We start from the raw sequence: 15267 nt of genomic DNA, 5'->3' as shown, positions 1-15267 counted from the left end.
CGCTCCCGATCGCTGGGTTATGATGAACAAAAGTATTCTCGCAAAGCTTAAAGCTTATGCTTAAATGCCTGTGGCCATTTAGCATACGGCGGAGGTTGGCTATACAAATAGGAGGATTGCCCTATATGACAGTAGAGCAAATATCGGGGGCAAGCGCTTCCACATCGAAACGCAAAAGCGAGCATATCCGCATTTGCCTGCAGGAGAACGTAACGGGGGAAGGAATTGAGACGGGATTTGACCAATTTCGTTTCCGTCATAATGCCCTTCCCGAAATCGCGTTTGACGATATCAGGCTGGATACGGAATGGCTGGGGCGCCGCATGCGAACGCCCTTGCTGGTCAGTTCGATGACTGGAGGCACAAACGAAGCAGGAGCGATTAACCGGCGCCTGGCCGAAGCGGCGGAAACAAGAGGCTGGGCGATTGGCCTGGGATCAATGAGGGCCGCAATCGAACAAGAGGAGTTGGCGGCTTCCTTTTATATAAGAGATATCGCGCCATCCGTACCCGTGATCGCAAATCTGGGCGCCGTTCAGCTCAATTACGGTTATGGGGTCGATGCCTGCCGCAGGGCGGTGGAAATCGCGGAGGCCGATGCGCTTGTTCTTCATCTGAACAGCATGCAGGAAGTGTTTCAGCCTGAGGGGGATACGAACTTCCGCTCGTTGCTGCCCCGGATTGAGGAGGTATGCCGCGCTTTGTCCGTGCCTGTGGGAGTTAAGGAAGTAGGCTGGGGAATTGACGCCGGTACGGCTGCGGCTCTTGCTTCGGCAGGCGCAGCCTTTATAGATGTAGCGGGAGCGGGCGGAACATCCTGGAGCCAGGTGGAAAAATACCGCCAGAATGATCCGATGCGAAGGCTCGCGGCCGAAGCTTTCGCCGGCTGGGGGATTCCGACCGCCGAGAGCATAAAGGAAGTGAAAAGCCGCCTTCCGAATACGACCGTCATTGCGAGCGGCGGTCTTCAGCATGGCGTTGATGCGGCGAAGTCGATTGCGCTTGGCGCCGATATTGCAGGCTTTGGACGGGCTCTTCTTCCGCGAGCGGCAAACGGAGAGACAAGGGTATCGGTCGAGCAGCTCATTGAGCAGTTCGAGCGTATTGAATTTGAACTGCGAGCGGCTATGTTCGGAATCGGCGCCGCGTCGATTACCGATCTTCAGCATACAACCCGGCTTATTCCAGCGCGGTAAGCAATTAAGTACGAGAAGTTAGGCGAATACTAGACTGTCGGTTGGGTATACGATGGTTGAATGGCGTATAGGGAGGGCACAGCATCCATGACGGTGGAGACAAAGGTGTGGGACGGCGGATGGATACAAGCGAAAATTCCGCTTCCTTTTTCATTAAAATGGGTTAACAGCTATTTGATTCCAGAGGACGGCGGGGCATATACCGTTATTGATCCCGGTCTGCATACGGATGACGCGCTTGCGGCTTGGGAGGAGGTATTCCTTAACCATGGTTTAAGCATGGAGCAAATCAAACGCATTGTGCTTACGCACCAGCATCCGGACCATTACGGTCTTGCCGGGTATTTCCAAGAGCGGACGGGCGCGCCCGTGTATATATCGGCACGTTCCCACGGTTATACGCGTCGTTTGTGGGGAGAGAGCAGCACGTACTCGGAGGAGCTCCGCGCGCATTTCGCCATCCACGGGATGCCGGATGAGCTGACGCTCGACATTAAGAACAACCTGGACGGATTTGTCCGCCAAGTATCGCCGCAGCCTGAAGTGACCTACCTGAAAGCTGGCGGAACGATTTGGCTTGGCGGAACGGAATGGCAAATGATCGATGCCCCGGGACATGCTTTCGGGCAGCTGTGCTTCTACGAGCCCAATAAGGAAATCATGATATGCGGAGATCAGGTATTGCCCCATATCACGCCGAATATTGCTTTTAACCCGGGTGAGGAAGAAGATCCGCTTGGCTGTTTCCTAAACAGCCTGGACGAGTTGTTAGGCTACAAGGTGAAGCTGGCTTTCCCCGGCCATCGGGAGCCGTTTGACGATTTTATAAACCGGATCTTTGAAATAAAAGAGCATCATAAACGTCGGCTGAGTAAAATGTGGGATATGCTTCGGGAGCCAAGCAGTGCTTTTGAAGTATGCGAGCATCAATTTGGCGGTCATCTGAGGACGAATCCCCATAATTTGCGCTTTGCCATGTCGGAGACGATTGCCCATCTCCATTATTTGGAGAAGCGGGGGAAAGTGATTCGGACAGGTACGCCGGATACGGTCATGTTCCGGACTGCCGAATAAAGGAATAGGAAGAAGGCTTCACAGTTGTGAGGCCTTTTTTATTTTAACTTCTGGCCGCTCTTAAATAGGCTTTGAGCTGATTCGTTTGTTCGGATGACAAGTCCAATACGCTTTCGTTAAATCGGTTGCAGGCATGCTCATACAGCTTCCGGTCAATCTCGTTTTTTAGAATGACGTTTTTGATGGCATCGCCGGATAACGTGCTGTATGCCGGGCGGTTAGGCGTGACATTGACTTTAGGGTAATACTGCGGTTTCCAGTTCATGATTTGCGCAAGCAGAAATAACGAAATGTCATATTGCTCCGCAAGGCCGACAAAAGCGAAATGTTTGTCTAGATGAGAGCGGGCTTTTTTGAAACTCGGATACGGGTTATTGATTTCGCCCGTTATCATCCTGGCTTGAAGATTGCAGTACTCGGCATCGTAGTAAGGGTTAAGAACATACTCCTCGAAGGTAAGCTCTTTATCGTAAGAGACTTCGTATGCAGGATTTTTATACTTGAAGTAAAAATGGGAGAGGGTCCGTTCGAGAGGATGGCGAAGCATCGTAATATACCGGTAAGGCCGCTTTGTAAAATGATGAATGCCGTAAATGAAATGTCCGCATAAGGCATCCGCGTCGATAAGCTGCTCGCTTAATTGAATGCCGTCCGTCAGCGTATGGAAATGAACGGTGTTCGGACAATTATCGGTGATCGTCTGGGTAAACGAGGAGCCAGCCGTTTTTGGAATATGCAAATAAAATAGCAGCTTGTTCGTCATGGTTCCATCTCTGTTTCGAGGCTTGAGGGGGCAAGCAGCCGACTCCGAATGTAGGCCATCGCTTCGATAACCGAATCGGCTACGGAGCGTTCATCCGTCTTAAGTATAAGCTCTGCCCGAAGGGGCGGTTCATAGGGGGCAGAAAGGCCGGTAAAATGCATGATTTCCCCGGATCTTGCTTTTTTGTACAATCCTTTTGGATCTCTGCGCTCGCATTCCTCAACCGTGCATTGCACGTATACCTCGATAAAATCGCCCGCTTTACACAGTGCCCTCACTTTGTCCCGGTCTTGTCTGTAGGGGGAGATCGCGGCCACAATCGTTATCATGCCGGCATCGGCAAGCAGCTTCGCTATTTCGCCAATCCTGCGGATATTCTCCGACCGATCCTCCGGACCAAAGCCTAGATCCCGGTTTATTCCGTGCCGGAGATTGTCGCCGTCCAAAATGTAGGTGCGGCAGTGCTGTTTATGCAGTTCATACTCTATAGCCGCAGCTAAAGTGGATTTGCCGGAACCGGACAGGCCGGTCAGCCAAAGGATACAACTACGGTGACCATTCATTCGCTCTCTGTCTTCTCGGGTTATACCGGAGGTATGCCATTTGATATGTCTCTCATTCCTCTCTTTCATTCTTGCTGGCCACTCCTCTCGCATTTTGCTTTTACTACTAAACTATTCCAGATTATAGAAAAGGTTCGGAGAGGAGCCGCGTCATAGAAAAAGCTGTCCTGCAATGCAGGACAGCTTTTTTCGCCAGTTTCTATTCCTTTAATCTTTCCGCTTCTTCTTCGCGCCCGGCTTGCTTGCGGTGAGCCAGACGGCTTGCGGCTGCAGCGGCAATTGCTCCAACGATATCATCCAGGAAAGTATGGATTTGACCGTCGTTCTTGTCATTCAGCTTTTTCAGAATACCCGGCTTCAGCTTGTCGATATAGCCAAAGTTAGTAAACCCGATGCTGCCGTATACGTTAACGATGGAAAGAGCCAATATTTCATCGCATCCGTACAGGCCTTCGTCATTCCGGACCATCTCTTGCAGCGGAGCCATCAGCTTGCCTTCTTCCGCCAGAAGATCGAGCTGGATGCCGGTTAATACGGCATTCTGCACTTCTCTTTTGGACAGAACGGCTTCCACGTTAGCGATGCACTCGTCCAGCGTCAGTTCGGGATAATAATCCTTCTGAAGAAAATGCACGAGCTGTGCAATAGATGTTTTGGATACCCCGCGTTTGTCGAGCCATTCATTGGTGGCTTCCGCGACTTCGCGGCTGTTTAAGCTGTAAGTGACTTGTTTGAACAATTTCGTTAACCCCCTCAGATTTTGTGGACAAAACTGGTCTAAAAAAGGGAAGGGCTCGTATACATAGTACTACAAATCAACAAATGTACAAAGTCGCCGAACAGGCAATACACTATTTGGGAGGAAATTTCAATGACTCAAACAAGATGGATTCGCCGTGCAGCAATTTGCGGTGTGCTGGTTTTTCCCATTCTTGCAACAGGATGCGGCTTGATTTCGCAGGATACGAAAGGGGAAATCGACCCGCCGCAGCAAACCGCATCAACAGGTAACGTAGATGGTACAAATACGGGACAGGCTGTTATGCCTGGACAAGATGAAGACTCCAACCTGACCGTGTATCTGGAAGATCGCAACGGTTACCTCGCTCCGGTGTCGCTGAAAGCTCCGCTTACGCAGAATGCGGTAGAGGAAGCCGGCAAGAAAGCTCTCGAAATTATGGTGGACGGCGGAAGCTTCGCAAGCCAGCTGCCGGAAGATTTCCGTGCGGTACTGCCAAAAGGCACGGAAGTGAAGTCGCTTCACATCGATCAAAAAACGCAAATTGCTACGGTTGAATTCGGCGGAACGTTTACGGATTACCCTGCAACGGACGAGCGTACAATCGTTGAAGCCATTACTTGGACACTGACGGCAATGGGAGCAAAAGGCGTTGAAGTGTGGTATGACGGCGCGAAGCTGCCGGAAATGCCGCAGGGCGGCTTCCCGCTTGACGAGCCGCTTACTCGTTCCGTAGGGATCAACCTTGAGGCTGCTGACGGAGTCAACTATTTGAACTCCACGCCGGTAACTCTCTACTTCTCGTCGCAAACCGCCAATGACGAACAGTATTATGTCCCAGTTACGCGTTTGATTAACCGTACCGACGAGTCCTCCGCGCAAGCGGCTATGGAGCAGCTTATTACCGGCCCGCTGAACGCCAAGAATCTGACGGCGGTTCTTACTAACGATGTTGAAGTGAACAGCATCAAACAGAAGGATGATACGGTGACGGTAGATCTGAAGGATCAGGCTTTTGAGACGGGTCTCCCTGCTCCGGCCGAGATGCTCGAAGCGATCGTCCTGTCGATTACGGAGAACACCGGTGCCGCGCAAGTTCAAATTACGCTGAACGGCCAGACGGTAACCGACGAGAATAACGTGGATTACAGCAAGCCGGTATCCCGTCCTCATCATGTCAATGCGATAAAAAGCTAAGAAACCATCTACTTTAAAAGCAGTCCCGTACTGGTCGCTCAGACCGGTCGGGACTGTTTTTTGTCGGAAAAGATGCTTTTCGCAGGCTGCTTTGGTAAAATAGGAAAGATTGCATAGTCAGTACATAAGCAAAAGCGAATGATTCAGGAGGAACATAAGAATGCGGACAGACGGTCGGCAACCGAACCAGCTTCGGCCCGTTACGATAACGACAGGAGTTAACAAATATGCGGAAGGCTCCGTTCTGATTGAGGTAGGCGAGACAAAGGTCATTTGTACCGCCAGCGTTGAAGAGCGGGTTCCGCCTTTCATGAAGGGACAAGGCAAGGGCTGGATTACGGCCGAATATTCGATGCTGCCGCGAGCTACCCATACCCGTAACCATCGGGAGTCGGCAAAAGGGAAGCTGTCGGGCCGTACGATGGAAATTCAGCGTCTGATCGGACGAGCGCTGCGCTCTGTCGTGGATTTGCAGGCGCTGGGCGAACGGACGATTACCCTGGACTGCGATGTTATCCAGGCGGATGGCGGTACGCGCACAACGTCGATTACGGGCGCTTTCGTAGCGCTATGTCTCGCCGTTAACAAGCTTTCGAAAACAACGCAGTTTGCCAAATATCCGATTACGGCTTTCCTCGCCTCGGTTAGCGTTGGCGTTATACAGGAGCGCGAGCTGCTGGATCTGAACTACGACGAGGATTCCAAAGCGAAGGTCGACATGAATGTGGTCATGACCGGAGAAGGCAAATTCGTCGAGCTGCAGGGCACGGGCGAAGACTCTCCGTTCTCGCGAGAAGAGCTGAACAAGCTGCTCGAGCTGGCGGAAGGCGGGATCGAGGAATTGATCGAGAAGCAGCGTTCGGTATTGGGAGAGATCGCGGACCGGATCGGAGGGTAATGAAATGGCACAGCCTATATTGATCGCAACGAAAAACGAAGGCAAGGTTAGGGAATTCGCCCATGCTTTCGCGAAGCTTGGCCGGACGGTTGTCAGCCTGAACGAATATCCCGATTTCCCGGATATCGTGGAAGATGGCGATACGTTCTCCGCCAATGCCCGGATTAAAGCGAAAGCGGCAGGAGACGCGTTTCACGTCCCCGTGCTCGCCGATGATTCCGGCTTACGGGTAAAGGCGCTTGACGGAGCACCGGGAGTTTATTCGGCTCGGTACTCAGGAGAAGGCGCTACGGATGCTTCGAATAACGCCAAGCTGCTGGAAGAGCTGAAGCGCCTGAATGCGCCGGATGCGGCAGAACCTCTTGCGGACGGCACGCGGCTGTTAAGCTCCGCGCAATTCGTCTGCGTGCTTGCCTTATACGATCCGGTAACCGGCGAGTTTGTCGAGACGGAAGGCACGGTTGACGGCTATATTGCCGAACGGCCTCGCGGCGAAGGCGGATTCGGATACGATCCGTTATTCTGGCTTCCTCAGCTTAACCGCTCGATGGCGGAGCTGTCCAAGGAAGAGAAGCAGGGGATCAGCCATCGCGGCAATGCTCTTGCTAAGCTGATCGAGAAACTGAAAGCTAACTAACGCAAAAAAACGTCACCGGATTCCGCCGGTGACGTTTTTTTCTCTTTTTTAAGGTTTGGTGAGCGGAGCGATCGAATGATTCTGGAGGAGTGTAACGTTCGCCTTTGTTCTCCCGATTCCAACCTTCTCCTATACGTTCAAGGAATCGGGAAACAACAGCGACCGGAAGAACATTCGAATGCGCAGCGATTATCACTCCACACTTACTTCACGCTCACCCCATACTCCTTCAGCCAAGTATTCACCTGATACAAATAAGCAAAAAGCTGCGGTCCGGACATCAGCTGACCAAACCACGGTATATTCGATTTTGCCGAATCCGACTCAGCGAGCTCTCTGATCTTGCTTGCATTAATGAGCGGAAGCAGCGGAGATGAAGGATCGTTTAATATATCCAATACAAGGCCTTTAACGGCCGCGAGATAATTCGGATTATGCGTTTTCGGATACGGGCTTTTCTTGCGTGTCAGCACGTCTTCGGGCAGCACGCCGCGTAACGCCCGACGAAGGATACCCTTCTCGCGGTCGCCGGCCGTCTTGATTTCCCAAGGGATATTCCAGACATACTGCACGAGCCGGTGATCGCAAAACGGCACCCGCACCTCCAGCCCGGCGGCCATGCTCATCCGGTCCTTACGATCGAGAAGAGTAGGCATGAAGCGGGTAATGTTCAGGTACGACATTTTGCGCATTTTTCGTACCGTCTCGGACTCTCCGTCCAGATGAGGCACCTCGGCAATCGCCTGCGCATAACGGTCGTTGATATAATCAATCGGCTTGATCCATGCCGCAACGTCCGGCGCAAGAAGATCGGCCCGCATCGAAGAAGCAAGGGACCAAGGGAACGTATTGGCGCTTAGCGCTTCTTCGCGGTGGAACCATGGATAACCGCCAAAGATTTCGTCCGCCGCTTCACCGGAAATCGCAACGGTGGCACCCTTTTTAATCTCGCGGCAGAACAGCAGGAGGGAGGCGTCGACGTCTGCCATGCCCGGCAAATCGCGAGCCAGCGTTGCATCGCGCAGCGCGCCAACCAGCTCCGGCGTATCGAACTGGATCGGATGATGGATCGTATCCAGATGGGAAACCATGCGCTCAATCCAAGGAGCGTCGCTGTTCGGCTGGAAGGCATGCGCCTTGAAATGCTTGTCGTTATCCCGGTAATCTACGGAATACGTGTTTACATTGCCTTGGCCGGTCTGCTCGTAATAACGCACGGCTAACGCGGTTAAGGCGCTGGAGTCGAGACCTCCGGAGAGCAGCGTCCCAACCGGCACGTCCGATACCAGCTGGCGTTCGGTAGTATCCTTCAAGAGCTCGCCTACATGCTCGGCGGTCGCTTCCACATCTTCTTCGTGTGGGATAGTCTCAAGACTCCAATATTTCGTCTTGCGGACGCCGGAGCGGGTAACCGTCATGCATTGCCCGGGCAGCAGCTCCGTAATGTCTTTGTAAATCCCTTGGCCCGGCGTGCGGGCAGGACCGATGATAAAGATTTCCGCCAACCCTTCGGCCCCTACTTCGGCTTTGACAGCCGGATGGGCCAGAATGGCTTTTGGCTCGGAACCAAAAATAAAAAGTCCATCCGCAAAGCTGATGAACAACGGTTTGACGCCTAGTCTGTCGCGGGCCAGGAACATCTCCTGTTCGGTAACATCCCAAATTGCAAAGGCAAAAATGCCGTTGAACCGTTCGACGCAAGCCTTGCCCCATTCCATGTAAGACACCAGAAGAACTTCCGTATCGCAGTGGGTCGTAAAGGTTCTGCCGCGGTCCTCCAGCTCTTTCCTCAGCTCAAGCGCGTTGTAAAGCTCGCCGTTATAGACAACGACATATGTGTCATCGCCCGAGCGCCGAATCATCGGCTGAGCGCCATTCTCGGGATCAATAACGCTAAGCCTTCGGTGGCCAAGCGCGCAGTGGGATGAAATCCATGTACCCGACGCATCAGGTCCGCGCAGCGCTAATGTCTCGGTCATCTTGATCAGGCTGCTGCTGTCCTGGGTTAAATCCCGGGTCCAATCGATCCAGCCGGTTATTCCACACATAATCTCATTCCTCTCTTCTGCTGGACTCCTGTAGCGATAATATCCGTTATATGCGGAAAAAAGGGATAAAATGTCTGTCCGCCGGGGGATGCTAAAAGAGCATGTTTGTGAAAAGGAGCTGAGTATTCACCTATGTCAGGCGATGAGCGTAAAAAATATTATGTCTCGGTCCAGGCCGGGCAAATTTTGCGGGATCAGGGAGCGGCCTCCTACGAGCTGGAGGTTTTGGCAAACGATGAGGAATTTAATCAGCTGCAGGTGATGTTCGAGGATTTATCCAGCATGGATGAGGCGATAACGGGACATTACAATTATTCGGTGGGAACTTTGCAGGACGAGCCTTCCGACAAGAGGATGAATGCGGGGTACGACGCCATTCTCCGCGATATTTATCTGTTTATACACGAGCATGGAACCGAGACGACCAGGAAGCACGTAGAGGCGATGGGAATTTTGGATCCGGGCCGTCTATAAAATAGACCAACAAGGGATAATGACGCTCTCAGGAGAACATTATCCTTTTTTTGTAAGGGGAATGTCCGAAACTGACGGATTTTGTTACCTTTGTGATACCTTTATTGGGCAAGGAGTGGTACAATGGAAGGATAAAACTAGTATTAAGGTGGAGGCATCAAGCATTGCAAAAGTTAGTGTTTTTCGTAGGTGTGGCAGGCACAGGCAAGACAACCGTAGCCAGAAAAATTTCGGAACGCATTCCGGCTGCTTTTCTGGACCGCGATACGGTAGGGGGACGTTTCGTTGAGGCGATGCTGGAACGCAACGGGCTCGACAAGAACGACCGGGATTCGGATTTCTACAAACAAAACCTTCGCGATTTGGAATACGACACAACCAAAGATATTTGCATCGAGAATTTGGCTGCCGGACAAAACGTGTTTATGATCTCTCCCTTTACGGCAGAGCTTAAAAATAATGCTTGGATCGAGGAAGTCATCTCGGGTGCGGGTCTTACGAGAGAGCAAGTGGACGTAAAAGTAATCGTGGTTACGCTCGAGAACATTGAGCTTCAGAAGAACCGCATTATCGGGCGCCAGACCGAACGCGACCAATGGAAGCTGGACAACTGGTCGCATTTCGAGAAACGCGTAGCCTTTGTGCCGGATATTCATTGGGATATCCCGCAATCTTCCATTCTTGTTTACGACAACAGCTGCGAAATGACGGACGAGCATGTAGAGACGCTTTATCAATTTGTTGCGAGCAAATCCGCAGCTACCGTATAAATCAACCAGAGACCCGCAGGCGCCTTGCAGAATAAGGCGCTGCGGGTCTCTTTCTCAATGCACCCACTCGACAACTTCATCTAAAGGACGCCGGGTTTGCGGATGTTTCGGCTCAGCAGCGCGGTACCCGAAAGTTACCATGACCGACAGGTCGTAAACTTCCTCGTCCAGGATGCCCGCATCCTTCAAAATAGCCGTAACCTTTTCTTTGTTATACCCTTCCATCGGGCATGAATCGATGCCGATTTGCGCAGCGGCCGTCATCATGTTGGCAAGTGGAATATACGTTTGCTTGGATGCCCAGTCAATCAGCGTTCTTTCGTTATCAAGGATGCGAATATCATTCTCTTGGAAGTTCTTGTACACCGATGGAATCTGCTTGAATGCCTCATCCGACAAGCCCTTGATATTCCTGTAAATGTACTCGACGTATTTGGAATCGTATCTTACATCCTTGCGGGCAAGAAGAATGACAAAGTGGCTTGCGGTAGGGAGCTGTCCTTGTCCGCCGAAAGAAACTTCGCGGATCTTCATCCGGAGCTCTTCGTTCTGAACGACGAGGAATTTCCATCCCTCAAACCCGACGGAACTCGGAGATAGTCTTCCCGTTTCCAATATAAACCGAAAATCCTCGTCGGAGATTTTCCGGTCGGGATCAAATTGCTTGGTGGCATGCCGGAATGCGTATGCATCCAAAATTTCTTTCTTTTTTGCGCGGTATTCACGATTTGTACGTTATTCATTATTAGTGCCTTCCTTCCATGTATCCGGTTATTGATCAACGCGTTGATAAATTAGATCTTACATTCCCGTATGCATGGCAACAAGTACGCACATTTTTGTAGGATAATATCAATATTGTGTGATAGTATTAAAAAAGATACTAAAGGATTGGCAAGGAAAAAACAGCTTATAGTTTCAAAGCGAAGGAGTTTAATCATGGACAATAAAACGGATATCATTAATTTCGGTTGCCCGGTTACCGTCACGGTAGACGTCATCGGCGGCAAGTGGAAAGGCGTTATTCTGTACCATTTGACGGAAGGGCCTAAACGCTTTAACGAGCTGCGCAGACTGTTTCCACGGATCACGCAGCGCATGCTTACGCTGCAATTGAGGGAATTGGAAAGCGACGGCGTCATCCACAGGGAAATTTACAAGGAAATCCCGCCAAGGGTGGAATACTCGCTAACCGAGTTTGGCGAATCGTTAAGGCCGCTTATCATACTGATGAGGGACTGGGGCGTGACCCATGAGAAAACCGTTCTGACCAATCGTGAAACCAACAACGTAATGACCAGGAATAGCGAGTCCATTAGCAGCTGCGGGGTTGAAGCGTAACGGAAGTACGGCTTGCGGGGAATTCCTTGGGATGTGTCCGAAAACAACGCAAAAAACCCGCAATCCCTTGATGAACAAGGAATTGCGGGTTATTAACAGGCATAAAAATGGCGTCCCAGGAGGGATTCGAACCCCCGACCGCACGCTTAGAAGGCGTGTGCTCTATCCGGCTGAGCTACTGGGACACGTAAGAATGAGTATAGCATGTAATTGATAAACTTGGCAAGCGGTATTTTTTTAAAAGTCTTGAACCGTACCCGTGAATCAAATTCGCTTGGTAAATATAGCATAGGCGCGAATAGAAAATCAAGACTAAAGGGAAGTAAGTTTTTATATTTATAGGTTCCGTGATATAATCGAACGCAAGCAATAGGCAGACGAATGATGCGGTTTGACCGATAAGGCGGTGATACCATAACTACACCAGATAACGTATATTTATTTCCGAAGATGCTGGATCATTATCAAATTCAGCTCACCCGCATGCTGGAATCCGAGCAATACGGCGAAGCCAAAAACCTGCTCCGCTTCCTGCTGCAGTGCCGCGGTGAGGATGAACGGCATTACGAGGAATGGGGCAGCCTCCTTACCTGGCTGGAAATGGCCTTTCCGGGCTCCGAAGGCGCCGGCACGCCAAGCGGCGCGGACGAGGAGGTGGGAGAGAGCGAAGAGAGCTTCCGGGAGCAGCTCCTAAACCCGCCGGAGCAGGATGAGGCTTATATTAAGCAAGTGCTCTATATTATGGAGCATCATCCGATGATCGATCAGCAGATCCTGGCGCTGGAACGCGCGGCATACATACACTCGCCAGAAGTGGACCAGGTTATGCTGGACTGGCTTACGGGCTCGGGCGGCAATACCATTCACCCGGTTGTGCAATTCAAGGCATTGCAATGCCTGAAGAAGCGGGATATATCGGGAATTGTCATGCTTGACCGGATGGGCGAGAAGGTGGAGCTTGATATAGAGGCGACGCCGCTGGCGCTGGATGATTTTCCGCAGCCCGTCATCCGGATTCTGGAGCGGGTGGAAGCCGTGACGGAAGCGGACGATCCGACTCTTCCTCATTTTGCCAGGGAACTGTGGAAGGAAAGTCTCCAATTTCTGTATGGAACTTCGGCCTACCAGTGGATGCAGAGAGAGGACGACGAGACGGTCGACAGCTATGCGGCCGCGCTCCATTTAACCTTGCTGCTCACGGTTTACGGCTCCGCGAACGATGACGATATCCGCGAGGCGTACGGCATAACCGAACCATTAAGGTTCCGTTACGAGCAGGCATGCAGGACTCTTCGGCAGGTAGCTGCCATGCAGCAATCTACCGAAGATGATCATCAGCCTTGAAATGATGGCCAAGGTTGATTATAATAGAGTGGTTTATGAAGCGAATACTAATTGGCGTGATGCGTAATTTTGGAGGGGAAAGCATAAAATGAAAGCAACTTGGGAAAAAATAGACAAGAACCTCGTGTCGATCGACGTTGAGGTTGATGCTGAGAAAGTCGCTGCAGCACTTGATCAAGCATTTAAGAAAGTCGTTCAAAAGGTAAACGTACCTGGCTTCCGCAAAGGTAAAGTGCCTCGTGGAATGTTCGAATCCCGTTTCGGCGTGGAAAGCCTGTACCAGGATGCAATCGACATCCTGCTGCCGCAAGCTTACGAAGAAGCAGTTAAAGTGACGGAACAACGTCCTGTTGACCGTCCGGAAATCGACGTTGAACAATTCGCCAAAGGCCAATCGTTCAAATTCAAAGCTAAAGTTATCGTTCGCCCTGAAGTTACTCTCGGCGAGTACAAAGGTCTGGAAGTTCCATCCTTTGAAGCGACGGTTAGCGACGAAGAAGTTAACGCTGAACTGGAGCGCCTGCAACAACGCCACGCTGAGCTGACTGTTGTTGAAGAAGGTGCTGCTCAAAACGGCGACATCGCTGTAATCGACTTCGACGGTTATGTAGACGGCGAAGCATTCGACGGCGGCAAAGCGGAAAACTACTCCCTTGAACTGGGTTCCAACTCGTTCATCCCAGGCTTCGAAGATCAAGTTGTTGGCATGCAAACAGGCGACTTCAAGGATGTTGAAGTAACATTCCCTGAAAGCTACCATGCTGAGAACCTGGCTGGCAAACCAGCTGTGTTCAAAGTAAAACTGCATGAAATCAAACGCAAAAACCTGCCAGCTCTCGACGATGAGTTCGCAAAAGACATCAGCGAATTCGACACTCTTGAAGAGTACAAGCAGGATCTTGTCTCCAAGCTGAAAGAAAACAAAGAAGGCGAAGCGGAACGCAACCTTCAAAACGCTGTAATCGAAAAAGCGGCTGAAGCTGCCGAAGTAGAAGTACCGCAACCAATGATCAACACGGAAGTTGACTTTATGCTCCGCGATTTCGAGAATCGTCTTCGCATGCAAGGCATGAATATCGACCTGTACTACCAGTTCTCCGGCCAAAGCGAGCAAGTTCTGCGCGACCAAATGAAAGAAGACGCAGAAAAACGCGTTCGCAACAACCTGGTTCTGAATGCAATCGCTAAAGCGGAAAACATTCAGGTTTCGGAAGAAGACGTAAACGAAGAGCTCGAATCCCTGTCGAAAGCTTACAACCGTCCTGCGGCTGAGCTTCGCGACATCTTCGAGAAAAACGGTCAAATCGACAGCTTGAAAGAAGACATCGAGCTTCGCAAAACGATTGAATTCCTCGTTGAAAACAGCAAAACAGCCGAAGTTGCTGGAGCGTAATAGATCAATTGAATAAATAGGAAAAAAGGCACGTCATCGTCAGATACGTGCCTTCTTTTCACCCTACATAATGCAAGAGCCTTACCTGAAGAATGATCTTCAGTACATATCGAGCGATGCTCACCGTATACTGTATTATGGAAAAATGACATTGATCATTTGACGTGATACAATAGAAAACATGAACCAAAAAGCCATAATAGAAAAGAGGTTGGTCGCATGAATCTGGTACCTATCGTAGTAGAACAAACGAATCGCGGAGAACGGTCTTACGATATTTACTCGCGCTTGCTCAAGGACAGAATCATTTTTCTCGGGAGCGCTATCGATGATGATGTAGCAAACTCTGTTATCGCACAGCTGCTTTTTCTGGCGGCCGACGACCCGGAGAAAGACATCCACTTGTACATTAATTCGCCTGGCGGCTCGGTAACGGCCGGTATGGCGATCTATGATACAATGCAATATATTAAGCCTGACGTATCCACGATTTGCATGGGCATGGCGGCAAGCATGGGCTCGCTCCTCCTTACTGCCGGCGCGAAAGGCAAACGTTTCGCCCTTCCGAATGCGGAAGTTATGATTCATCAGCCGCTTGGCGGCGTACGCGGCCAGGCATCGGATATTAAAATCCATGCGGACTGGATCCTGAAGACGAAGCAAAAGCTGAATCAAATCTATGTGGAGCGTACCGGTCAGCCTTACGAGAAGATCGACCGCGATACGGACCGCGATAATTTCATGAGCGCGGAAGACGCTCTGAATTACGGTTTGATTGACAAAGTAATAACGACTCCGGTATCCTAAGGATTTAATCGAAGGGGTGAATA

At 50.9% G+C, this 15267-nt stretch carries 16 protein-coding genes and 1 tRNA gene; 11 read left to right on the top strand and 6 right to left on the bottom strand.

Annotation, left to right across the window (positions count from 1 at the left end):
• The first annotated feature begins 125 nt into the window (after positions 1 to 125).
• Complete coding sequence (gene fni, locus ACR9FF_RS21840) at positions 126 to 1196, top strand: type 2 isopentenyl-diphosphate Delta-isomerase (RefSeq protein WP_435164701.1); 1071 nt, start codon at positions 126 to 128, stop codon at positions 1194 to 1196.
• Between the two features lie 87 nt (positions 1197 to 1283).
• Positions 1284 to 2270, top strand: coding sequence for an MBL fold metallo-hydrolase (locus ACR9FF_RS21835; protein ID WP_435164698.1), 987 nt, complete (start codon positions 1284 to 1286; stop codon positions 2268 to 2270).
• A 43-nt stretch (positions 2271 to 2313) separates the two neighbouring features.
• On the opposite strand, the gene ACR9FF_RS21830 is transcribed toward ACR9FF_RS21835, so the two are convergent.
• The 3 genes from ACR9FF_RS21830 to ACR9FF_RS21820 form a co-directional block, all read right to left on the bottom strand.
• On the bottom strand, positions 2314 to 3033 hold the full coding sequence (locus ACR9FF_RS21830) for a sulfotransferase family 2 domain-containing protein (protein WP_317981054.1): 720 nt from the start codon (positions 3031 to 3033) through the stop codon (positions 2314 to 2316).
• Positions 3030 to 3665 (bottom strand): adenylyl-sulfate kinase, encoded by a 636-nt coding sequence (gene cysC / locus ACR9FF_RS21825; RefSeq protein WP_435164694.1) that lies wholly within the window; start codon positions 3663 to 3665, stop codon positions 3030 to 3032. Before cysC ends, ACR9FF_RS21830 begins: the two co-directional genes overlap by 4 nt.
• A 130-nt stretch (positions 3666 to 3795) precedes the next feature.
• Positions 3796 to 4335: a phosphatidylglycerophosphatase A family protein gene (locus tag ACR9FF_RS21820; protein ID WP_127494665.1), complete on the bottom strand. Its 540-nt coding sequence runs from the start codon at positions 4333 to 4335 to the stop codon at positions 3796 to 3798.
• Positions 4336 to 4467: 132 nt separating this feature from the next.
• Here ACR9FF_RS21820 and ACR9FF_RS21815 point away from each other — a divergent pair, with 132 nt between their 5' ends.
• The 3 genes from ACR9FF_RS21815 to ACR9FF_RS21805 all read left to right on the top strand — a co-directional run bounded on the left by ACR9FF_RS21815 (position 4468) and on the right by ACR9FF_RS21805 (position 7067).
• Entirely contained in the window at positions 4468 to 5532 is a 1065-nt protein-coding gene (locus ACR9FF_RS21815; protein WP_201007601.1) for a GerMN domain-containing protein, read from the top strand.
• A gap of 160 nt (positions 5533 to 5692) precedes the next feature.
• Entirely contained in the window at positions 5693 to 6430 is a 738-nt protein-coding gene (gene rph, locus ACR9FF_RS21810; protein WP_248760277.1) for a ribonuclease PH, read from the top strand.
• Positions 6431 to 6434: 4 nt separating this feature from the next.
• Complete coding sequence (locus ACR9FF_RS21805) at positions 6435 to 7067, top strand: XTP/dITP diphosphatase (RefSeq protein WP_435164689.1); 633 nt, start codon at positions 6435 to 6437, stop codon at positions 7065 to 7067.
• A gap of 203 nt (positions 7068 to 7270) precedes the next feature.
• On the opposite strand, the gene asnB is transcribed toward ACR9FF_RS21805, so the two are convergent.
• Entirely contained in the window at positions 7271 to 9115 is a 1845-nt protein-coding gene (gene asnB / locus ACR9FF_RS21800) for an asparagine synthase (glutamine-hydrolyzing) (protein WP_127494657.1), read from the bottom strand.
• A gap of 132 nt (positions 9116 to 9247) precedes the next feature.
• Between asnB and ACR9FF_RS21795 the strand changes: the two genes are divergently transcribed.
• Together ACR9FF_RS21795 and ACR9FF_RS21790 are read left to right on the top strand one after the other, a co-directional pair.
• Positions 9248 to 9589: a hypothetical protein gene (locus ACR9FF_RS21795; protein ID WP_435164686.1), complete on the top strand. Its 342-nt coding sequence runs from the start codon at positions 9248 to 9250 to the stop codon at positions 9587 to 9589.
• A gap of 164 nt (positions 9590 to 9753) precedes the next feature.
• Entirely contained in the window at positions 9754 to 10359 is a 606-nt protein-coding gene (locus ACR9FF_RS21790; protein WP_127494653.1) for an AAA family ATPase, read from the top strand.
• A 54-nt stretch (positions 10360 to 10413) separates the two neighbouring features.
• Here the strand turns inward: ACR9FF_RS21790 and ACR9FF_RS21785 are convergent, their stop codons facing one another.
• Positions 10414 to 11055 (bottom strand): NAD(P)H-dependent oxidoreductase, encoded by a 642-nt coding sequence (locus tag ACR9FF_RS21785; RefSeq protein WP_435164682.1) that lies wholly within the window; start codon positions 11053 to 11055, stop codon positions 10414 to 10416.
• A 243-nt stretch (positions 11056 to 11298) separates the two neighbouring features.
• Between ACR9FF_RS21785 and ACR9FF_RS21780 the strand changes: the two genes are divergently transcribed.
• Positions 11299 to 11700: a winged helix-turn-helix transcriptional regulator gene (locus tag ACR9FF_RS21780; protein WP_127494648.1), complete on the top strand. Its 402-nt coding sequence runs from the start codon at positions 11299 to 11301 to the stop codon at positions 11698 to 11700.
• Between the two features lie 108 nt (positions 11701 to 11808).
• Here the strand turns inward: ACR9FF_RS21780 and ACR9FF_RS21775 are convergent.
• Positions 11809 to 11885, bottom strand: a tRNA-Arg gene (locus ACR9FF_RS21775).
• A 265-nt stretch (positions 11886 to 12150) separates the two neighbouring features.
• Here ACR9FF_RS21775 and ACR9FF_RS21770 point away from each other — a divergent pair.
• The 3 genes from ACR9FF_RS21770 to clpP all read left to right on the top strand — a co-directional run bounded on the left by ACR9FF_RS21770 (position 12151) and on the right by clpP (position 15244).
• The gene (locus tag ACR9FF_RS21770; protein ID WP_435164679.1) at positions 12151 to 13044 is read left to right on the top strand and encodes a hypothetical protein; all 894 of its coding nucleotides are present in this window, start codon (positions 12151 to 12153) and stop codon (positions 13042 to 13044) included.
• 88 nt (positions 13045 to 13132) lie between these two features.
• On the top strand, positions 13133 to 14437 hold the full coding sequence (gene tig, locus ACR9FF_RS21765) for a trigger factor (protein WP_127494644.1): 1305 nt from the start codon (positions 13133 to 13135) through the stop codon (positions 14435 to 14437).
• Between the two features lie 219 nt (positions 14438 to 14656).
• Positions 14657 to 15244, top strand: a complete 588-nt coding sequence (clpP, locus tag ACR9FF_RS21760) for an ATP-dependent Clp endopeptidase proteolytic subunit ClpP (RefSeq protein ID WP_127494642.1) — start codon at positions 14657 to 14659, stop codon at positions 15242 to 15244.
• The last annotated feature ends 23 nt before the right edge of the window (positions 15245 to 15267 follow it).

This window comes from Paenibacillus glycanilyticus (assembly GCF_051200795.1).
Lineage (GTDB): Bacteria > Bacillota > Bacilli > Paenibacillales > Paenibacillaceae > Pristimantibacillus > Pristimantibacillus glycanilyticus.
This window is presented reverse-complemented; position numbering and strand designations above follow the sequence as displayed.